We start from the raw sequence: 22543 nt of genomic DNA, 5'->3' as shown, positions 1-22543 counted from the left end.
TTGACAAACAAAAAATTAATTGTTATAACGAAGAACAATAGGTTCTAGCCGCTAAGGTTGAATCAATCACAAAAGGATTTTCATTGCCTTGATATTCTGCAACTACATGAGAACGAGTTATTTCTTCGTCATCAACGGGATCTTCTAGATTCCACTGACACAATGTTTCTTGTTGGGCGGGAAAGAATCTAGCGTCGGCAGCATCCGCTTTATACCGATAAATTGTATAGAAATAAAACATCGCTCGGGCAACGTCTCCTTCCTTACTTTCTCGGGGTTCAAAGGCGCTTTTTGTGGCTTCGCTATACTCGTCAATTAATGTTGTGGGTATGGCTTCTTGTTGTTGAGCGAGTCGAAACCAACCTTCTGTCTGAGTATCATTTATTTCGGCAAAGGGGTTATTTCCTCGTCTGCTATTGACATAAACACGAGAGGGATAAAGGCTGTGTAAATCACTTTTGGCTGAACCATTCGCCCCTTTACTTTGAGGATAAATATGTTCGGCGTTAATATCTTGTTGATAGGCGGTTTGTCGGGGTTCAGAAGAATTGGGATCGAGTTTGATAGAATAATCTGTATAAATTCCTTTTAATATCCCGTCGTGATTGTCAACTTTGCTATATAATATATCTCGTCCTCGTCGATAACCTAATGTTTGTTCGGGAGTATAGTCTTGGGCGACAACTTTCAGGAGTTCAGTCCCTTCTAAGTTGGGTGAAATTACATGAAGTTGATGATTGTCTAAGTTCTCTGCAAAACTTGGAGAAATACCACTCAGGAGTAATAAACAACTTAAACCTAATCCGATGATTATTTTGTTGATCCAGTTCATTATAAACTTTAACTAACTTCTTGATTACTTTACTCCGGTTGTGGTATCCAATCCGTCAAAAATTCGCAATGATCTAGAATTTTTTGACTTAATTTTGACTCAATAACGAGTTGTACAAGCCCAGGTTTCGATCCGACAAGTTCCGGTTCCACAAGCAGCAACAGCTGAGGCTTCGGCTTGTTTGCGTGTATCTGCCCAAGCCCAACCCAATTTTCCTTCTTCGTTTTTCGCCACGGCACCACAAGCATTTTTAAACCATACTTGTACTTGACAATTTGACTCTCCACATTCTTCTAAAGCCCTTTGTTCGGCTTGTTCTCGCGAAGGATAATCATAAGCATAACCCCAAACTTGCCCATCTGGAGTAATTGCGATCGCCCCATAGCTGTCTGATGGTTGTGCAGAAGCAATAGGACTGACTAATATTTCAGTTGCCACAAACAATCCAATCACTATTCCTAAACGTTTCATCTCGATTGAGTCTGGTCGCATCTTTTCTGAATAATATTATTATGCAACATTTAGCTCAATTAAGAAAGGGTAAGATTAATTAATACTGAGGTTTGAGTTGGGCTGAAATATTATTTCCTACTGTCAGACTCAACGATAGAAAATCCTCGATGATAGGGTTTCGGTTCAGCCACTTGCACTTGAAACTGAATGCTTTCTGTGCGATCGCCTTGTTTAACTGTTAACGTCCATTTTCCCGGTTGCATTTGCCAAAATAGAGAATTAGCCGCTTTTGTTGCTAATTTCTGATCATTTAACCACCATTCTACAGGCTGTTGAGTATTTGTGGTAATTTTAAATTCGAGTTGATCAGATTGATCAGAATCAACCAAAAAATAATCATCTGATAAAGGGGATAAAATTCTCAGTTGATTTGGGATTAAATCCCATCGATTTTGTTGGGCTAACCATTCGTTATATTCAGAGGTTAACTTCAAGTTTTCGGCTGAATTTTGATACGCTGGAATATCGTCTTGATGAAAATATTCTAAGACAATTCCTGACTGACAATCTGATGTTGGTTTTTTTCCGGTTGTTGCACAAATTGGTAACTTGACAAACTCAGCAGGAACAGAAAAATTAAGCGGTTCTTCTTGGGAATGTAACTGCATCATAATTCGACTCCACAACGGGGCGGCACCCATCACTCCTGAGACATTTTGCATTGGTTTTCCGTCAAAGTTTCCTACCCAAGTTGCAACCGTATAATCAGGGGTAAATCCAACTGTCCAAGTATCACGATGATCGGAAGATGTTCCGGTTTTCACCGCCACGGGAAAGGGTAAATTTAAGACAGATTCGACTCCAAATGCAGCCGCCCTCGCATGAGAATCACTCAACATATCGGTGATAATTTGCCAAGTTTCCGGGGTATGAATTTGTGGTGTTTTCTCTTGACAATTTTGATTGTTTTCTAGACAAGTTTGAGGGGGAATTGTAGTTAATATTGTTACGAGAGGTTTAACCTGTCCCTGATTTGCTAAGGTTACATAAGCTTGGGCGAGTTCCCATAATTTGACTTCTCCACTGCCTAAACTTAATCCTAAGCCATAGTGTTCGGGTGGATGGTTTAAAGATGCAAATCCTAATGTTTGTAAATGAGATAAAAACACAGGAACGGTAACTTTTTCTAAGACTCTAACCGCTGGAATATTTAAGGAATTTGCCAACGCTAAACGCACTCTCACCGGGCCTAAAAAGGTTTCGCTATAATCGGTTGGGGTGTAGAGTTTTGCACCAGGAATCGCGTAATAAGTGGGAACATCGGCGAGAATCGTATTAGGCTGAATCATGTCTTGTTCTAAAGCCAGTTCATAGAGAAAAGGTTTTAAGGTTGAACCCGGTTGACGTAGGGCTTGAACACCGTCGTTACTTCCCAGTTTAAGGGTGTTAAAATAGTTGGGAGAACCCACATAAGCTAAGACTTCTCCGGTTTTATTTTCAATCACAATTGCGGCAGCATGATTAACATTTTGATCGGACAATGCCATCACAACTTGCCGAACTTGGGCTTCTACAAATTGTTGTAAGTTTAAATCTAATGTGGTTTGAATATGGGGTTTTGGGTGAGAATTTTGAGCAGAATTAGACATCTGTTCAGATACCCAAAATAAAAAGTGCGGGGCGGCGATCGCACCGAGTTGAGGGGGTTGTAATTCTACATTTTCTTGATAGGCATGATTGGCATGGTTTAGAGTAATATAACCCTCGGCAACCATCCGATCTAAAACATAGCGTTGTCGTTGTTTTAAAGCTTGCCAATTGTAGTAGGGATTTAAGTCAGTTGGATCGTTGGGTAAAGCGGCGAGTAAACTGGCTTGAGATAGGCTTAAATCTGTGGCGGGAATGTTAAAATAAGCCCGAGAAGCTGCCTCAACACCATACAGATTTCCACCCATGGGTAAACGGTTGATATAGGCTTGGAGAATTTCATCTTTATTCATTCCTGCAAATAACCGCCAAGCTAACCAAATTTCTCGACTTTTATTGATTAATGTTGTGGGTGCAGGTTCCAACATTCGGGCGAGTTGCATAGTAATTGTCGAGGCACCACTGACAATTTCTCGGGCTTGGATGGCTTCTAAAATCGCTCTAACGATGGCTATACTATCGACGGCACCTTGTTGATAATATCGTTTATCTTCTGCGGCAATAATGGCTTGAATAAAAAGGGGTGAAACTTGCGCTAAAGGCACAACTGCGGTATGATTTTGATCTCGGCTGAGTAATGTTCCGAGGGGTTGTCCATAGCGATCGCTAAACTCAACAGCAAGGCTATCTTGAGTAATATCTTGGGCGTGAATGGGGGCGAGATAGGGAATTGATCGCACTGTTACCCCTGTCAGAATAACAGCTAAAATCACTTTGATTTTTGTATCGCAAAACCAACGAGTTTGTTTCATCAAAATTAAATATTCTAAATTAAATATTCTCCGCCTCTCTCTATTCTATTTTGACAATGCGATCGCTAGTTATTCCGGAAAATGATCTGATGTCGTGATATAACTTGATTTGTAAAAAATTAATCAATCTAATATAGCAATTCTTTAATCATTTGAAAATTGTTTAGCCCCCAAACCCCCAATAATGGGGGCTGTAAACGGGTAGGATTTTAATGTAGTTTACAAATGATTGCTTGTTGCGATATAATTTAATAGCAGTATCGATTTGTTCCTGACTCTTTTTTTGACTGTTCTTGTCCGGTACGAACGACTCCGATTAAAGTAGAAACAATCACACAACGTTTTGCATTTTTTAGGTTTTTGTGTTTGAGTCCCAAGCGTCCTTTTGCACGCAAAGATGTTTGAGTACATTCATCAGTCGGCTTGTACACTGGACAACCTTTGTAGTTGAATAAAGCGCGATAAACGGTTCCTGAATTTCTCACTTTATTATCTTTCGGATCAACTCGAATAAGTGTTGTTTCGTCCCCAAACTTTTCATCTTGATCGTTATCTTCCTCTTGAGGTTCTTGTGTTTGATCATCGATTAAAACACCCACAGGAAGGCTTTCCCAAGCTGCATCTGATAGGTCATTGGGAGGAATATTGGGTCGATGAACCGCCCATTGAACTTGATTATCTTGCTCTCGAAAACTGGCTTGAACAGCAATTTTTTGACGTTTGGCTTCACTTTGAGCAGTTCGCATCGCCCAATAGACTCGGTTTGCACCCGCACGCAGTTGTTGACGCCCAACAAACCCATTCCAAGCGGGAACTGCTATTGCACTAAATAGACTAATTAAAGTCACAACTGATAGGACTTCAATAATAGTATATCCGGTGGTATTTCTAATCTTTGAAGTTGAGGAGAGAGAGGTAAAAGGCTTATGATAAATTTGGCGATCGCATATTAATCGCGTGTCTGGTTTCATTGAGTTGAACTACCCTGATTAGAATTAAAAGATTAATCTAATTTTACATCAACTCTTAATTATACGGACATCCAATTTTATTATCATCCCCTTCAGATGTTATCATTGCTCCTAATAATGTCACAACTTTTACACATTGTTGGAAAATGACTAATTCCTATCTTTCATCAATTATTAATTAGAGCCGCATCCGGTGTCAGGATCATCACCCTCAGCCGTTATCATTGCACCTAACAATGTTTGAACAATCACACATCTTTTTAGCCCACCGTCTGGAGTAGAAATAACTACTTTTATAGGTAAACTCCCACCATATTCCTCTAGTAGTTTTTCTGTATCTACAATACCCTGATCAGTAAATGGTATTCCTTGATCCAAACTATATTGACCTTGGGGTATATTGTACATATCGAGCTTAACCATTTTTCGATCAATCTCACCTTCAATACTAAATTCTTCCCAGTTCCGTATTATTCCTGGTTTATCTACTAATTCTTCTTCCTTATCTGCATCTTCTATTATTGTTGTTGGTTTATGAAAAACAAACCTTGGTGGATCATTAAGTGGATGATCTTCCTCATAGGCAAACGTTACAGTTAAAGGTTGTTTCTTACGTTTGGCTTCTGCTTGTGCAGTTTGTAACGTTCGTAAAACTTGACCATTAACGGCTCGAATACGTTGACGGTTAACAAAACCAGTCCAGGCGGGTGCAGCAATAGCAGCAAAAATACCGACAATAATGACTACCACCATCAACTCTAGCATTGTGAAACCCAGTTCAGAGCGTCGAGATTGACCTGTTTTTTGCCTTCTTTGTCGGAGTAAGTGTTTCAATAAAATATTTTTCATAATTTCCCTTTTTCATTGTTGATATTTTCATTCTCATAAATTTGGCTATTGAATTTTAACCTTTAGCCCCTGTACTCGAACACTTGCTTTAGGACAGTAGGCGGAACCTTGACCCTCATCACTCTCACAAAAGCCTGTCTTCTTTCCATCTATTCGGCGCATAGCATTAGCTTTTATTGTGAATTGAACTGAATCATTAGTGTCTGATACATCAATTCGATCTTCAGAATCTTGATCTGGATAACAAATTGAATCTGAAAAACAACTAATATAATTAACTAAAACCTGTGGATCTTCTGAAACTGCTGGAAAGGAACTTGATATCGGATCTTCTTCCAATGAAAAGGTATTAGGAATCATTAGTGTTCCCTTTTGAGAATCTTTCAAATCACCTTCTGGGTAAGGTATCCCAGTTCCCCGAAACTTTTCTAGGGGTTCATGGGCTAGATAACGAACAATTCTTTGGGGACAATCTTTTCCATCACCTGTTGTTGGCTGACACCAGATCGAATTAGGATTGGTTTCCTTAACCAAATAATAAGCGACGACTGCTCGAACAGAGGTATCATTACACTCATCTGGTGTACAGTTTTTTGGGGCTGTTATTCTACTTCCAGGAATAGGAATGGCATTCCGCAACCTGTGCAGTTTCCAGAACACTAGAATTGGCGTTTCGGACGCCCGAGGAAGTTTAGCTTGAATTGCATCAATCTGATTAATTGTTTTTTCATCTTCTTGATGCTCTGGATCATAGATGTAATAAGCTTGAGATAAATCTTCACTAATGAAGTCTACCGCAGCTTGTAGTTCATAATCTGTTGTGGTTTTAACTTGTTCTCTGGAGTCATCATTGAGAATATTCACAACAAAGCCTAGCAACGGTCCCATAATCAGAAAGGCTATGACCGCTCCAACTACTAATTCAATCATCGTAAAGCCATCTGTTGAGTGAGTCGGTTCCGAAGGTTTTGATCGAGAGCGAGTTTTGAGCAAAAGTTGTAGTAAAGTCATCTTTTTAAATTTCCAGTACAAGAAATTTGGTTGATTCTAGGGAGAGGGAGGGGGAACACATCCATTCGTCCTTTCACAATATGAATTATAAAGGCTTCGGTCAGCACTAGCTGAGGGTGAAATAAAAGTTGCGGTTTGAAATAGGGGTAAAGTTCGATTTCCTAATGCTTGAGCAACACTACTATCTACCTCACCATCTTGTTTTAATGCTCCTACATCATCAGCAAAAGAATTAGCACGGTATACTCGAAGGGATAGATTATAGCCCAAATCAGTGGCTATGGGATTATTGTCTGTATCTAGAGCTACCTCTCTAATCGGCCAGACAACCATATCTACCATGCTACTCTTTTGACAGCCTTCTTCCTCATCAAAATTAACGCAATACAACGTTCTACCCGTCTCCGGTTTATCTGCTTGATAGGAACAGTATCCGTCACTATCCTCACAATCACCTGTCAAGTCGCCAATATTAGCGATATCTTCTTCTGTACTTGGAGCTAAACCATCATTTTCTTTTGGGTTTGCTTTGAGATCAGCCAGATAACTTTGTGAGGCTTGAGTGGCGAGTTGTATTCGCTTGGCTTGCATTCGCGCTCCCATTGAAAAGACAATCATCGGAGTCACCGCAGTCATCAGGATAGCAACAACAACGATCGCAATTAATGACTCGATGAGGGCGTAGCCAGCCTCCTCCGACTGACAGGGATTGCGTTGATGGATGAGTTTTTTCATGGCTTGATTCCTCCTATTTTGTTTTGAGTTTGTAGGCTGTTAATTTGATGCTAGTCATCGTATCCTTCCGAGCAGTCCAATGATCCCCGAATCACATCAGGAGCAACATTCTCACCATTTTCCTTAACCTTTGCACACAAGATACCTTTCACCCAAGGATCATCTTGAGGGAGTTCTCGGAAATACTGCTGGACAATCAGATCTCCTTCTGCATCTTTATCCAATCGCGCAAACTTACGAGAGAAGTAATCGGGCGGTTGATAGTACAAGCCCAAATCAAAACCCCAACTCCGATTAGGCGGTGCAAAGTATCCTATTTTTCCACCTGCGTTAGCGACGTTGTACTTGGCATCGTTACCTGTTTCACCAAAGATTGTTCCATCATCATCTTCTCGAAGCCCAAAATAAGGAGCGGTTGAATATTCACTGCGACCAGACTGAACAAATGAGCCTGCAATTGTAGTCGTACTTTTACTGTCCTTACCACTCCTCTTTTGTTGCCAGTTTTCTAGGAATCGTGCCAGGTTTTGTAAACCTCCATTCGTCTCATCTGGACGGGCAGGCACATCACCCGCTCCAAACACTAGGTTATATTCATAGTCGTTTCTCGGTGTTTTTGGCAGCCAACGTGTGTTTTCTTGTGCTTTGTTGTTAGTAACGGGGAAAGTGGTACCGCCTGGAGTCTCCCGAGACGCATGAAGTTGTAGAACAGGAACCAAAAGCGGTTGTTGAACTGTTGCTGGAACAGTCGCTGGAGTATCAGTAGGTTTGTTAGCTAGAGGGTCGTAGTACCATAAAGGATTACTTGCTTTCCAGTTTCTCGCGCCATTATTGTTTGTTTGGAACCACAGAGCGTTCTCTGGTGTATCAGGAGTAGTAGCAGCATCAGCAAATGTTGCTTGAATAATGTTGTTGCTTCTAATACCCAGTGGAATCGGCGATGAGCCACTAGGAAAATCTAACTCGTTCTCAGGAGGACTCGTAGTACGCTTGAAGGCAACTCGACGAGGATAACGTTGATATTCTGGAGAAGCTAAACGAGCTGTTGTACCAGAACCATCAATGTCAGCATAGCTATCACCGTTAATAAAAGCTTCTGATGCGGTTTTGCTAGCCCCACCATCTTTGTCAACCACAACCCAATCACCAGGCTCACAAGCAGAAACAGAGGGTTTTAGACACATCTCCATCACATACTCAGAGAAGGTTCCTCGCCGTTGAACGGGGGTAACGTAGTTATTGAAGTATGAACTATCCAGCGCTGTGTTTCTGTTCATGCTGTAGAGTTCGTCGGTGTAGGCTCTATATCTAGTACCCGTACCACCCGGACCATCAAAGTCAAAATCCCAACTACTCAAACCATTTACCGCGAAATCGTTGTAAGCGTTGAAACCATTCAGTTGACGGGCGGCTTTAGCTGTTACCTGATTTTCCGGAACATCATCATTTGTATCACCATCACCAGTCAAATCAATCCCAAAAGTAGTCTCATTAACTGAATTCGTTCCGATACTACCATTTCCATTCAAGTCATAACCAACAACTGCGTTACCCGCATTATTTCTCAGGTCAAAGTCTCCTTCATTACGGAAACCTTCCTGATACTCATCTGTTAACAAAGTAATCGCATCGGCAAAAACCGTTACAGGACGCCAGTTATCCCCCTCTGTACAAGGTTTTTGTAACTCTTTCCGAATGGGATCACCCTTGCGACAAGCAAAGCTAGCATTCAGAGTTTTGCGGCCATTGTAGAAGCTATTAATATTCCAGTCAAAATCTTCTTCAAACTCCTCTTGAGTGTGCTGGTTGAATGTACCTCTTGCGTCTATATTGCCACTGTCAGAAGCAACACCATTTCTATCATCCGCCTTGATATAAACCGGGAGATTAGAGATTAGGGTTAACCCTTTTTCCTTCAGCACATCTTCTGTACTGGTGGGTGCTTGACTATCGTTGCGACCTAAACTTCCGCCATGAACTAGCATGATTCCATTCGGCTTACGAGTCGGATCGAGTACAAAGTCTACCGGACTGAGGGCTTTACTTTTATCCTCATCCATGATCCCAGTACCATCATCTTCTCGGAAACTACGATCTGGCAGGGCATCATCCCGTGTGGCGTAGATAATACCACTGTAGGGAAGCATATACTCAGGATCTAATTCATCCTTCACGTCAGCATTTGTATTTGCAATTGGTGTGTTTCGGAGAATACCCAAATCGATTTGAGTCACCCGAACTTCTATAGGCAAACGATCTTCGAGAGGTAAGTCGTATTGCGTGTTAATTACACTCGCCTTTTCTGTCCCCGTCAAAGGACTGCTTAAAGTAAAGGTTTCATCAACCTCTGTTGTATCATTATCTTTGTGAATTGCCTTCACTTCTCGGGCGTTGAGTAGCGTAACTTCTTTAATGGCTCCGTCAAAAGCACTCAGATAGGCAGGAACACCACCAAGCGTAAAACCATTTGTTTCTGTTCCTATTCCTAAAATCCCCAGTGAACAGAGAGTGGCATCAATAGCAGCTTTATCAGCTAAACTGCGATTATCCTCATCTCTCAGTAAAGCATCTCTCAAGGGTTTATTGGCAAAACGTCCATTAGGAAATACATAATTTGCTTGTTTTTCAAGGTCAGAAGGAGTCGTACCTCCCAGTAAACCACCTGCTACAGTTGAAGCATTTTCGGGTCTAGCCGTTGCGGGTGGCCCGTAAACAATACCATTGTTTGAGCGGCCGCCTTGTCTGGTTGTATCTGGATCTTCATTCCACCCTAAACCCGTTTCATTAAAAGCTGTAATCAATGTAGAAGGATCATAGTAGCTACTGACACAAGCAATCGGTCTTTGATCTAAGTCTGGTGGATCATTTGATGGATCAAAGGCGTCCTGAGCGTAGTGATAAACAGCAGTTGCTCGCATCTTCAGGTCGCCCTTAGCATACTTGGGCGTGTTGGGGTCTATCGAGTTAGCAGGTGGAGGTGAATTCGTTGTTGTTAGTGGCCAGTTAGAAGCAAGAATTGTACTATCCCATGCAAGAGTGCCGGGGTCATTGTCAAATACCTCAGAATTTTGCCCTGGAGGTGACATTGGCATCGTATCCGGCCAGACAATTGGAAATTCTTCATCAGTTGCTGCGGTTGCTGGATCGTTATATAGATAATAGGGATTCCCGGCGGGATCAGGAATGCTACCCTTGACTTGAGGAAGAGGTAAGAAAGAACTTTCTCGCTCATAGACTCCGCCTCCTGTGACGACTCGCAATCCTCCCACACCTTCAATAAAGCTTTTTGGTAGACGAGCGGCTGCTTTTTCCCAAAAACCGTTCCGACTCAAATCTCCAGCCTCCGGCAAGGGTTCTGCTTGAGTTGGACGAGTGCGATCAGTTTCTGTGTCTGTCCATGTTCCTAAGACTTGTTCGGCTACCACGAGTTGACCATTTTCTTCTTCTTTCAAAGCTGGTTGGTTGTTCCCGACTAAAACGCGATCGCCGAGTTCGTTTTCTTCACCTGTCTTCCGAGTCTCGTCAGTCGGTTCAGTTGCTTGTAGCTGATCGGGTTTAACACTCACTTCCCCATATGGAATTTTTGGCTCTAGTGCTTGGTAGTGCCTTTCTAACTGATCTCTTCGAGTCTTTTCTACTGCGGCATCTCCTTCTTCATTACTAACCCGATCTACAATTGCTTTGACTTTTACTGGATCTGTACTCAGATCTTGGGCGAGTTGAGCTTTAACCTTCTCTTCTATCAATTCTCGATATGGCTCATCGTTGTACATTGCCACCTTCGCCGCATTTCCCGCAACTGACTGATTGTTCTCCGATATCTCAGCGACTTTCGGATCATCTTCACCTTGGTAGAGGTGAACTTGAACAGGCTTTTGTTCATCAGTATCCACCATACCGTTGATCACGTTACCCCCAACCGTTATCTTGCTGAGTTCGGGATCGTAGAAACAAGATTTTTTGGCACTCGCTTGATAGATCGTGATGTTATTCCCAAACGGTGAAACAATTAAGTTACTTTGGGTTAATAAACTGCCATTAAAGTTAAATGCAGGGCCAGGGTTAATATTTAAGTCATCTCGATAAACAACACCGTTAAGCGGTTTAATCTGCCAGTCTTGCTGATATTCCACAGGTGAGGCAGCAGGGGAGTTTGCTTGTAAGCTTGCTTCATATTCTCGGTCAGGTAAATTTTGTGCCTGCATCATCTCCTCTGTAACTGGCACAGTGGTCGCATAAGCAAAGATACTTTTCTTAAACTTTCCTCGGGTTGGAGTGAGTCCTTCTTCTGTCACCAAGTCATCAACCCCACCACTGACAAAAGCACATTCTTTGCGTGCATCGAGAGAGGGGAGAGGTTGAGTTCTGGCATTGAGTGGATTTCTAGGTTTGCCCTGTTGTGGAGTTGTAGAGAAAATTCCATACAGGATGAAACTATCAAATTTCCCGTTATTATCTGTATCAAACGGGAACCGCCATGCCGTCTCTACCTGTTCGTTATCATTAATCTTCTCTGTTGCTCCGGCGGGGTTAATCCCACCCTTACCATCAACATCATATCGAACTTGTACAACCTTTTCGTCACCAAATACAAATCGACTGGTGGTTAATATTTTGTAGATTTCCTCATCAGAAACCTCTGTAACTTCTTGTAAAGCTTGAGTAACTTTTGCTTTGGCTCGGTCAATTGCGGGTGCAACTGCATTTAGAGTCTGTTGACTGACTCTTGTATACTGAGCATCCTGCGCCCGATCAAACGCCCGAAACATAATCGCGAGTGATAGCAACACCACCACCAACATCACCATCGTTACTGTTGGCAAGACAAACCCCGCCCGACCATAGCGATCGCGTCGGTTTACTCTCATCCAAGTCCTCAACAGCGATCGCATCAGCCTTTGAATGATTCTTTCTATAGGCCGATACACATTCTGTAATTGAGATAGTATTGACAAATTTGACTTTTTGTGTTTAGACATAGCCCCTGTCCTGACCTTTATCCTAGAGGAGTTTGCGAGAAACAGCGATCAAGCGGCGGTGTTGCCCCAGCACCTGACATCATCCGTTTTGGCATCCCCCGGCAGTAATTAATTTCAATTTTATAAAATTGAGATAAATTTGTTTTTTGATTTGGCAGTCATCGAGGGTTTGGGGAGGCGGGGATGCTAACCTACTCATCCTGGAGTCAGCCCGAAAGCACCAAAAGCGTTAACCGTATCTGACCCTACTAAAATCCTAGCAACAATCCTAAGTGAGCGAGTGATTTCTCTCACTCTGGACATTACTATTCCCCATTTGGGGAAAAAATTGATCACCTCCGAAGCAATTGATACGGAAATTCAAAGCGGTTAACCACCGTACCCCCTCAACGCACATAGGCTCCTGAAGTGCAAGTCACGCTAAAATGCAGCTATCTCGCGACGATCAATCCTTCCCTGCAACTCTTGAAACATGAATCAACACCCCGCTTCCAATCCTCCGTCCCCATTTGATAGCCTTCAGATCGGGGTTGCTCGATTTCTTAGCGCTCCCCTAAGAATGTTACCCCATTTTATTATTATTGGCGTTCAGAAGGCGGGAACAAGCTCCCTTTATAACTATTTAAGTCAACACCCCTGCATTTATCCGGCTTGTACCAAAGAAGTTCACTATTTCGACCTGAATTTTTCTCGGGGATTGACCTGGTATCGCAGCCATTTTCCCCTCCAATTGAAAGCCCATTATCAAACTTTATTCAAACAACAAAAGTTTTTGACCGGAGAAGCAAGTCCCTATTATATTTTTCATCCCCTAGTTGCCGAAAGAGTCGCCCAAATCGTGCCGAATGTTAAATTAATCGTTCTGCTGAGAAATCCGGTTGATCGAGCCTATTCTCATTATCAGCACGAGTTTAAGCTTGGATTTGAAACCATTTTGTCTTTTGAGGAGGCGATCGCCAAGGAAGAAGAAAGACTAGCCGAAGAAGCAGATAAAATCGGAGAAAATCCATCTTATAACAGCTTTAACTATCAGCATTACTCTTACCTTTCTCGGGGGATATATCTTCCCCAGATTGAAAAATGGCAACAGTTTTTTAAGCCTGAACAAATTTTGATTCTTGCCATGGATGATTTATTGACATATCCCAAGATTCTCTACAAAAAAACGCTGGACTTTTTAGAATTGCCCGAATGGTTTCCCCAAAAGTTTAAAAAATATAATCGCAATCAATATTCTTCTCTCAATCCAGAAACTCGGCAAAAATTGGTTGATTATTTCAGACCCCACAATCAACGGCTTTATGAATATTTGGGGGTTCGCTATGACTGGGAGCAATAATAGAATTTCAACATAATTTCAAATCATATAATTTCCAAAAATACGCCCCTCTCCTGCAAAGAAAAGGGGTTGGGGACAAAAGCCGCGACCCCCTGCGTCCCCGTAATGAAACGGTTTTCCCTGGGTGTAGGGGGACACCCAAAGGATGGGTTAAAACTTATTAAGATTCAGCCCAGCTTCTTTCGCCATTGCGTGAATTCCTTTCGTTTCTAGGGTTTTAATCGCCTTCGTCGAAATTTTCAGTCTCACCCAACGCTTTCCTTGAGGCCACCAAATCCGTTTCCATTGCAAGTTCGGTTGTTGTAACTTGTGGGTACGACGGTGGGAGTGAGACACAGCCATCGCGTTATTTGCTTTTTTCCCGGTTAGCTGGCATCTACGAGACATAAAACCTCCTAAATTAACATTTTACTTACAGTCCAAACCTTTATTATATTGCCTCATCTGTAGAACCAAAAAATCTGTGATGTCACTGAAAACTAAAATTTTGTTAAACTCAAGCCAAATCTGCAATTGTGCGATCGCGATTTTTGTCAACTTCTCTATTATCTCCCCGATCTCTCCGCCTGCGGCATCTCCCTTAACAAGCTACCATTTATACCCATCTCAAGTTCTACCTTAAGCATTCTACATTTTGCCCCCCTCCCTCCGCCTCTAACTTTAGGAAGCCCCCCTTTGTCCCCCCAAGTTTGGCAGGGCTGTTTCATTCTAAGTTAAAAATTGCCGGGGTTGATGGGGTGAAAGGGTGATGGGGTGATGGGGAGAGGAGTTTTTTCCGAGGAAAAATAGCTTTTTATTAATAAAAATCCTCCCAACCTCCCTACCTCCCGCGCACGGGTTCGCCACTCCCCTCAACGCGGGGAACCCGCGCACGGGGGTGGACTCACTACCTCCCCACCTCCCCACAAATCAAGTTTTCGGGCAACGAAACGGCCCTGCCCAAGTTTGGGGGGAATCAATCTTTTCCAAGTCCCCCAGGATTGGGGGATTTAGGGGGCAGGGGACAGGGAGGAAGAAAGAGGGGTTGGAGGAGAGGTGAATTAAACCGCCCGTTGAGTTAACTGAGTTAACACATGATTTGACCGTTCTACAAAAGATTTCATCCCATTTGCATCAAAGCCTTTTTGTGCCATTAATGCCAAGTCATAAACATGGTGACAAATCATATTTGCTAGTTCTGCGGAAGGAGATTCAGCCCCTTCTATACTTCCTTGACTTAAGTTGGCAAGATTTTGAATTAAGGGATGAGAAGTATTAACCAACAGAACATGATTGTCAGGAAATTCGGCTTTTTGTTGCTGCATTAATGCGGTCATATCCTGTAACCGTCGCATCGCTTCTGGAAGTAAAACCATCGCTGGAGGGGTGTCTTCCGATTTCAGCGCTTCGGTGCGAATATTCACACTCGGTTTATTGAGAGATTTCTCAAACAATTCTTTGATTTGTTCGCTACGAGTTTTATTGGTTTTGGGATCGACAATTTCTGTTTTACTACTTTCTTTGTCAATCAAATCTTCGTTAATTTCTGAGTCAACTCGCTGGAATTTCACATCGCTGTGTTCCCGTTCGAGGAAGCTAATAAAGTGAGTATCGATGAAAGAATCAAGGAACAACACTTCCAACCCTTGACTCTTGTGCAGTTCGATGTATGTAGCTTGGGCGGCTTCTTCGGTGCAGTAAAAAACACTATTTTCATGGCGTTCTTTGTTGCGTTCCAAATATTCGTTTAAAGTGGTGTAATAGTTTCCTTGTTCATCAAAACTACCAGCAGCATCTTCTGAAGACTGCCAAGCATCATCTGTTGCTTCGGGTTTTTGGCTGTCAGTAGGTTCGGGTTTATAAGTTGTTCGGAAGACGAGAACATCTTCGACTTGCTTTTTAAACTTCTCGTCGTTGAGAGAACCAAACTTGACAAAAGTTCCGATATCTTGCCAACAGCGAATATATTCTTTGCGATCATCTCGATACACTTCTTTTAAGCGATCGCCGACTTTTTTAGCTACATAATCGGCAATTTTCCGAACAGTACGGTTGCTTTGTAAAGCACTCCGAGAAATATTTAGGGGAATGTCGGTGCTGTCAATTACACCCCGCAACGGTAGCAGGAATTTAGGAATGATTTCTTCGCAGTGTTCGCTGACAAAAACTTGGTTACAAAAGAGTTTAATATTGCCTTGACTAACATCAACATCAGGCTTGAGTTTGGGGAAGTAGAGAATACCGTTGACAATGAAGGGATAATCAGTATTCAAATGAACCCATAATAGGGGATCTTCTTGGAAGGGATAGAGATAACGGTACAGATCGAGATAATCATCGTCTGTGAGGTTACTCGGTGACTCTCTCCAGGGTGCTTTCTGACGGTTGAGGGTTTCACCGTCCATCTTGATAGAGACGGGCATAAAGTCGCAATAGGTTTTCACCAGTTGACGAATGCGACTTGCTTCGGAGTATTCGAGTTCATCATCCATCAAGGTGAGGGTGATGGTGGTGCCGCGTTGAGTGCGGTTGGAGTCTTCGAGTTTAAATTCGGGGGAACCATCACAAGTCCAGTGAACCGCTTGCGCTCCCTCTTGGTAAGATAGGGTATCGATTTCGACTTGTCGAGCGACCATGAAGGACGAATAAAAGCCTAACCCGAAATGTCCGATAATGGCGTTATCTGCGTTGGATTGATATTTCTCGATGAATTCTTCGGCGCTGGAAAAGGCGACTTGGTTGATGTATTTTTTGATTTCATCAGCCGTTAAGCCAATTCCATTATCGGTGATGGAAAGGGTTTTGTTGTCTTTGTTGACTTCGACGATAATTTCAGGTTCGCCTGTTTCCCCGGAATATTCCCCAGTGCGGGCGATGGTTTTGAGTTTGGAGATGGCATCAACGCCGTTAGAGACAAGTTCCCGAAAGAAGACTTCGTGATCGGTGTAAAGGGATTTTTTGATAATCGGGAAGATATTCTCGGTGTGAATAGTAATCGTTCCCTGTTCAAGTACGGTCATAGGTTATACTGCTAATGCTCTATAAATATGGTATCCAGGAACCATTGTCTGCGATCGCGATCCTTTTTGGTGAATGGGATCACCCCCAAGTAGGGATTCGGATTTCCGTATTGATCAGCTTTGGCTTGAATATTAATCCAAATAGTGGCTATATTTTGTAGATTTTAGCTGTTGAGTGAGGCTTTCGTAGTTTAACACCAAGTCTTGTAAGTTTCTCGGAACGATTTTCACCAAGTTGGTTTGAATTGAGGTGGCTGGAATTTCTAAATAATCAAAAATGAGATTGGCTGTTTTTTGATGACAGCTTGCATCCTGAAGATGTTCTTCGTAGGTTAAGCTTAGATAGGGTAAATCTTTCAAGATTTTCTTTTCATATTCTGCTAAAGATTGACTATGTTCAATCCAATGAATCAGGTCTTCTAGGTCAAGATAAATCGGTTGAAATTTGGGTTTCTTTTCGTTGGCTTGATGATGAAATTTATTCTGTCTAGCGTTAAGATTAGAAATGGCATGATAAAATAGATTCGTCCGAGTCAGATAGATAATTTTGTATCCTTTTAAATAGAGGTCTGATAAAAACTTTTTGGCATTAATAATGGGCTGAACATCTCTCAGTTGATAGCTGAGTAATTTAAAGCCATAGACAGGAAGTTGACCGCGTGATGAACAAACATCAATATACAATTGAGGCCAAGAAACGGGGTGATGTAAAATCTCGCCATCGCAGCGAATTTGTTGATGAGAATCTAGTAAACTTACCAGGAGTGTACTTCCTGAACGACCTCGACCAAAGAGAACAAATCGTTTTTCAGGTAAAGTTTGGCGATTGATCCAATACTGTCCATAAGCCCAGAATTATTTGAGGGTTTGCTTGTTTTTTTGAATCAAGTTCATAAACTTTTAAGGGTAGGATTTTTGAGAACGTTATTCAAGTATTTTCTTTCTAAGATTTTAGTCAATCAAGATTTAAGTTGTCAATGATCCAGGTCTTGAATTTGTTGATTCACTTCAGCAACCTGATCGAAGATATATTGTCTTTGCGACCCATCAAAGATCCGATTAAATTTCTCAGACTGAGAAGGGTTTATTTTTTGAGTATCAACCGTGCGACCATGATTCGGTTGCAACAGAGGTGAGGCGGCTTTGCTATAATTTTTGATCAGATTTTGGTCATCAGCAATGCTCAAAAAATGACAGATTTTTTTCAACACTATTTCAGGCGTTTCGGTTAACTGTTCATAACTGACTAAATGATGATTGAGTTTATTTTTAGTGTTTAAACTCAGTTTAACGGCTTGTTTCCAATGGTCAACACATCGATCAATTTCCCATTTTCCATCCCAACCTTGCGGATAACGGTGTGTTACCTCATACAAAGACGCAACCACATCAGTTCCACTGCGTAAAAGATGAATGATTTTAGCATTGGGGATATACTTTTCAATGGTATGGATATAAAAAATATGCTGGGGAGTTTTTTCCAGAAAAAGGGGTTTCCCCTGTTCTTCGGCTAAAAGACTGAGAACTTTAATAAACTGTCGGACATAAAGAAATTGTAAAGGAATAACCGGAAAATAAGTCAGTAAATCAGAGCGACCCAGTTCATCTGTAAAATAATGCTTGAGCCAGGGCTTTAATCGTTGAGAGATGAATCCGAGTCTTTTTCGGCGTCGTTCGTATTCTGGGGTAAAATATTGAAAAAACTTCGACTCAGGAAAAGATATAATATCAGGATGAGCCGCGAGTAAGCTTTGAAGTAGTGTTGTACCGGAGCGGGGACATCCAACCAAAAAAACAGGAGTTTTGGACTGTACTCTCATTTCTAGCGCCAAGCTAAACGTTATTGAAACCCGGAGCCAATTGGAGATGCCACAAGTTTCTGTTATTATTCCAGTATACAACGGTGAAAAGACAATTCAAGAAACGATTAAATCAGTTTTAGATCAGAGTTTTACTGATTTTGAATTGATTATTATTAATGACGGTTCAACAGATAAAACCCCTGAAATTTTAGAAAATATTTCCGACTCTCGGATCAAAATATTTTCTTTTCCGAATGCTGGATTATCTACCAGTCGAAATCGGGGAATTGATCGCGCATCGGGTAAATATATTGCTTTTATTGATGCAGATGATTTATGGAAGCCCGGTAAACTTGAAGCTCAATATCAGGCTTTAGAAGCGAATATAGAAGCGGCTGTTGCTTATAGTTGGACAGATTATATTGATGAAACGGGTCAATTTCTCCGTCGTGGCCCTCATTGTGATTTTAGCGGTAATGTTTATAAAAAATTATTATTAGCAGATTTTATTGGAAGTGGTTCTAATCCGATGATTCGGACTCAGGTATTTTCTGAAGTGGGAACATTTAATAAATCCCTTCGTTATGTAGAAGATTGGGAAATGTGGTTACGTTTAGCGGCGCGTTATTCGTTTATCGTTGTGCCATTTGTTCAGGTTTTTTATCGAAAATATGCCTATTCTATGTCTTATAATGTTTGGGGAATGGAAGCAGCCAGTTTACAAATTTTAGAACAAGCATTTGCTGAGGCACCAGAATCAATTCAATCTCTGAAATCGATTTGTTTAGGAAATCGTTATAAAGGTTTAACAACAATGGCGTTAGAAGCAAAACCCGAACGGCTTCGTGCTTTTAAAGCTGCATCTCTATTTTGGAAAACAGTTGGTTATGATTCATCTCTGATCAAAACTCGAACTTTCTACAAAGTGCTACTCAAAATTACAGCAATGGCGGTGTTACCTTCTTCATTAGCCCAAGCTTGTTTTACTCGGTTTGAACGGGTATTTAATACAACAACGTTATCTGGATATGCACGTTTAGATGATCGCTAACAAACTTTTAATGGACATTTTTAGGACAAAAGGAAATTGAGATAAAAGATGAGACTCATTTTGAGTATAATTCCAAAGATAACGAATCGCTTGTAAACCTTTGTGTTGTTTTGATCCGGCGAGTGTTTTCCAGAGTAAATACTTATAAAGATCAGCTAAACTCTCTTTTTTGAGATATTGAACTGATTGAGGAGCTTGACTATATGCTTTTTCTATAACTCTCAAAGATTCTAGCTCCTGCTTGCTAAAATTGCTTGTGATCGAGTGAGGAGACATTCGATACAAGACTTGAGTTTTGGGTATCGCAACAAATTTATAAAGCTGGGAAAGACGAATACTCAAATCCCAATCTTCGACACCAAAGATAGATTCATCAAAGCCTCCAACTTTCAGATAAGCATCTTTACGAATTAAAAAATTGGAACCGTTTTCTAGAACATATCGAACTAATAACTTTTCATAAATATTGCCATTTAATGTAATATGTCTACCTGAATAAATGATTTGATCGGACTCATCGATATAGTCTGTCCAACTGTATGCAACCGCAGCTTTTGGATGTTCTTGTAAAGCTTTGAGTTGCAATTCTAATTTATCAGGAGTCCACAGATCATCAGCATCGATAAAGGCTAAAAACTCACCTGAAGATTTGTTAACGCCTCGATTTCTTGCGGCTGAAACTCCTGCATTTGGAAAAGAAAAAAGAAATATGCGATTATCTTTTATTTCTGCAACGACTTCCTTTGTACTATCCGTTGAACCATCATCTACAACGATTAATTCCCAATCTAAAAAAGTTTGATTTAAAACAGATTGAATTGTTTTTTTAATTGTTTTTTCTGCATTGTAAGCAGGAATAATCACAGAAATTATTGGCATAAAAGTAGTAGATAATTTTATTATTTAGTCAAATTTTATGAGCGATAAAGTTTACCTAAACCAAGGACTATAAAATTGACCCAGTTTAGCTTCCAATTCACAGGCTTTTCCAAAATCTTCAGGTATTTCTTGACGGTTTTTGAGATAAAAATTAAACACTCGTATTCCTTCCCGTAAACTCAGGAGAGGTGTTAATAAAGGGATGAAGGGTCGTTGCCAAGCGTAATATCGAGCCATGCGAACCGGATGTTGAGATAGGCCGTAACCCCGTGCTAATTTCAGCAAATACGCTTTTTCTAAACGTTCTGGATAAATATGATGCCAGATTTCCATCTTGGGGTTATGCCAGATTTCCCAATCTGTATTTTGTAAATAATATAAAACTTCCGCATCTTCTCCGGCTGCTAGGGTTTTAGGATCACGTCCACTAATGAGAAGCTTGTCTACAGGGGGAACAACTTGGTTCCAAGCTTGTTTTCGGAAGACACACCCGGCACCGGCTGGAACTTTACGTGCCTTTGCAGAACGGCTATAGCAAAAGGCTTCTGAACCTCTATTATAAATTGTTAAATAAATTTTGATTTGATCAAAATACTCTGGAGGAGGAGAATCGAGTTTAAAGTGAATATTACCTCCATAGGCACCAGCTTGAGGATTTTCTATGGCAAAATCATAAGTCTCAGCAACCCAATTGAGAGCCGGAATATTATCATCATCTAAAAAAGCAACTAAATCCTGACTATTTGCCGCTTGTATAGCTCGTATTCGGGCATAAGCTAACCCCTTTCGTTCTTCTCGAACATATCGAAGCTGAGAATCAGACCGCCAATTTTTTATCAATTCTGAAACAACTTTCCCTGTCCCATCAGTGCTATTATTATCAACAACCAAAACTTCCCAGGCAACCCCTTCGGTTTTTTGTTGTCGAAGCAGAGCATCTAGAACCTCCCGAATGCGAGCTTCACCGTTGTAAGTACAGATGGCAACTGTTAAGTCCACGGCACTATGTTCTAACCCTTGCATTATTAGCCAAGCTTAACATAAATAGGTTAACTGGTTTGCTGTAGCTTGAGAAAAAAGTAAAATGGACTGAGTAATCTACCGATTAAAAACTGCATTTCACTAGCGGCCACAACCTCAGTACGAATGGCAATTTTATATTTAAACAAATGTATAATAATCTTGCGGAGATCGTTGAGTAAGTAAGCAACGGCTATCAATGGCTGTTGCCACTGAGGAAATTTTAACATTCGGATAGCGTGACTACTTAACCCGACTCCAAAACACAATTTCATTAAATAGTCTTTTTCCAAGCGTTGACGAGGAATACAATGATAAACAACCATGTCTGAACAGTACCAAATTTCCCATCCTGCTTGCTGAATATATCGTAATGCTTCTAAGTCTTCACTGGCTAACATTTTACCCCCAACTCGACCGGCAAGAACCAACTGTGAGGGAACATTTTTTAACCAAGCTTCTCTACGAACAACTAAACCCGCTCCCGGTGGTAGTATTTTTTTTCCCGGTTCATAAAGAGAGGGCTGGTTCCCCCGTTCTGTTAAAGCCAGAAATGAGGCGATGCGTTCAAAGTTTTCCGGAGGAGTGACTTCAAACTTTCCCAGAACTCGACTTCCAAATGCACCCACTTGGGAGTGAGTTTGAGTGAATTTATCGGCTGCGGTTAACCATTGAGGTTCGGGATAATTATCATCATCAAGAAAGCCAACCCATTCACCTAATGCTTCTGTTATACCCCGTTGTCGAGCGAAAGCTAAACCTTGTTGGGCTTCAAAACAATACCGTAATGGAACGTTTGATAACCAATTTTGCTGATACTGTTTAACCACTTCAGCCGTGTTATCGGTGCTATTGTTGTCAATAACAATGACTTCCCAGGAAACTTGTTCGACATTGGTTTGCGATCGTAATTTGTCGAGAACCTGGGGTAAACGTTTGGCGCCATTGTAGGTTGGGATCGCGATTGTGAAATTAACCATAACCACTTATTTGTTAGGGTTTTAGAGATACGCTTTGCTCCGATTGGCTCTCTGTTAATAGAGAACTATATCGGATTGAATAGCACCCCCCAATATAACTCAATTCTACCCAGTTAACCAATGTTTTATTATCAGTCCAAGGTTTTAGGTTCTATACTAATAAGCAGCTCTACCCGAATGCAGA

17 protein-coding genes are annotated in these 22543 nt (G+C 41.3%); 2 read left to right on the top strand and 15 right to left on the bottom strand.

The window, feature by feature from the left end:
* Positions 1-22 precede the first annotated feature (22 nt).
* The 8 genes from L8106_RS16690 to hpsA form a co-directional block, all read right to left on the bottom strand.
* Positions 23-832: an endonuclease I family protein gene (locus tag L8106_RS16690; RefSeq protein ID WP_009785546.1), complete on the bottom strand. Its 810-nt coding sequence runs from the start codon at positions 830-832 to the stop codon at positions 23-25.
* 99 nt (positions 833-931) lie between these two features.
* Complete coding sequence (locus L8106_RS16685) at positions 932-1324, bottom strand: DUF4189 domain-containing protein (protein WP_156803725.1); 393 nt, start codon at positions 1322-1324, stop codon at positions 932-934.
* 89 nt (positions 1325-1413) lie between these two features.
* Positions 1414-3744, bottom strand: coding sequence for a penicillin-binding protein 1C (pbpC, locus tag L8106_RS16680; RefSeq protein WP_009785544.1), 2331 nt, complete (start codon positions 3742-3744; stop codon positions 1414-1416).
* A 248-nt stretch (positions 3745-3992) separates the two neighbouring features.
* Positions 3993-4715 carry a Tfp pilus assembly protein FimT/FimU gene (locus L8106_RS16675; protein WP_009785543.1) on the bottom strand — a complete coding sequence of 241 codons (723 nt, stop codon included), beginning with the start codon at positions 4713-4715 and terminating at the stop codon, positions 3993-3995.
* Between the two features lie 174 nt (positions 4716-4889).
* Positions 4890-5549: a Tfp pilus assembly protein FimT/FimU gene (locus L8106_RS16670; RefSeq protein ID WP_198012960.1), complete on the bottom strand. Its 660-nt coding sequence runs from the start codon at positions 5547-5549 to the stop codon at positions 4890-4892.
* Positions 5550-5609: 60 nt separating this feature from the next.
* A complete protein-coding gene (locus tag L8106_RS16665; protein WP_009785541.1) occupies positions 5610-6575 on the bottom strand; it encodes a PilW family protein in 966 nt (321 codons plus the stop codon).
* Positions 6576-6611: 36 nt separating this feature from the next.
* On the bottom strand, positions 6612-7310 hold the full coding sequence (gene hpsB, locus L8106_RS16660) for a hormogonium polysaccharide secretion pseudopilin HpsB (RefSeq protein WP_009785540.1): 699 nt from the start codon (positions 7308-7310) through the stop codon (positions 6612-6614).
* Positions 7311-7360: 50 nt separating this feature from the next.
* Positions 7361-12289, bottom strand: a complete 4929-nt coding sequence (gene hpsA, locus L8106_RS16655; protein WP_255348892.1) for a hormogonium polysaccharide biosynthesis protein HpsA — start codon at positions 12287-12289, stop codon at positions 7361-7363.
* Between the two features lie 472 nt (positions 12290-12761).
* Here hpsA and L8106_RS16650 point away from each other — a divergent pair, with 472 nt between their 5' ends.
* The gene (locus tag L8106_RS16650) at positions 12762-13628 is read left to right on the top strand and encodes a sulfotransferase domain-containing protein (protein ID WP_009785538.1); all 867 of its coding nucleotides are present in this window, start codon (positions 12762-12764) and stop codon (positions 13626-13628) included.
* A 150-nt stretch (positions 13629-13778) separates the two neighbouring features.
* On the opposite strand, the gene rpmB is transcribed toward L8106_RS16650, so the two are convergent.
* From rpmB to L8106_RS16630, 4 genes are all read right to left on the bottom strand, one after another.
* On the bottom strand, positions 13779-14015 hold the full coding sequence (gene rpmB / locus L8106_RS16645) for a 50S ribosomal protein L28 (protein WP_039896548.1): 237 nt from the start codon (positions 14013-14015) through the stop codon (positions 13779-13781).
* Between the two features lie 653 nt (positions 14016-14668).
* Positions 14669-16627: a molecular chaperone HtpG gene (gene htpG, locus L8106_RS16640; protein WP_009785535.1), complete on the bottom strand. Its 1959-nt coding sequence runs from the start codon at positions 16625-16627 to the stop codon at positions 14669-14671.
* 132 nt (positions 16628-16759) lie between these two features.
* Entirely contained in the window at positions 16760-17311 is a 552-nt protein-coding gene (locus L8106_RS16635; RefSeq protein WP_009785534.1) for a hypothetical protein, read from the bottom strand.
* A gap of 290 nt (positions 17312-17601) precedes the next feature.
* Positions 17602-18417, bottom strand: coding sequence for a sulfotransferase (locus tag L8106_RS16630; protein ID WP_232228515.1), 816 nt, complete (start codon positions 18415-18417; stop codon positions 17602-17604).
* 76 nt (positions 18418-18493) lie between these two features.
* Between L8106_RS16630 and L8106_RS16625 the strand changes: the two genes are divergently transcribed.
* A complete protein-coding gene (locus L8106_RS16625; protein WP_009785531.1) occupies positions 18494-19480 on the top strand; it encodes a glycosyltransferase in 987 nt (328 codons plus the stop codon).
* Here the strand turns inward: L8106_RS16625 and L8106_RS16620 are convergent.
* From L8106_RS16620 to hpsE (L8106_RS16610), 3 genes are read right to left on the bottom strand one after another with little or no spacing between them, the layout of a single operon-like run.
* Entirely contained in the window at positions 19466-20359 is an 894-nt protein-coding gene (locus L8106_RS16620) for a glycosyltransferase (RefSeq protein ID WP_009785530.1), read from the bottom strand. The genes L8106_RS16625 and L8106_RS16620 overlap by 15 nt on opposite strands.
* A 51-nt stretch (positions 20360-20410) precedes the next feature.
* On the bottom strand, positions 20411-21382 hold the full coding sequence (hpsE, locus tag L8106_RS16615) for a hormogonium polysaccharide biosynthesis glycosyltransferase HpsE (protein WP_009785529.1): 972 nt from the start codon (positions 21380-21382) through the stop codon (positions 20411-20413).
* Positions 21383-21408: 26 nt separating this feature from the next.
* The gene (gene hpsE / locus L8106_RS16610) at positions 21409-22359 is read right to left on the bottom strand and encodes a hormogonium polysaccharide biosynthesis glycosyltransferase HpsE (RefSeq protein ID WP_009785528.1); all 951 of its coding nucleotides are present in this window, start codon (positions 22357-22359) and stop codon (positions 21409-21411) included.
* Positions 22360-22543 lie beyond the last annotated feature (184 nt).

The sequence above is a fragment of the Lyngbya sp. PCC 8106 genome (assembly GCF_000169095.1).
In the GTDB taxonomy this organism is placed as follows: domain Bacteria; phylum Cyanobacteriota; class Cyanobacteriia; order Cyanobacteriales; family Microcoleaceae; genus Capilliphycus.
This window is presented reverse-complemented; position numbering and strand designations above follow the sequence as displayed.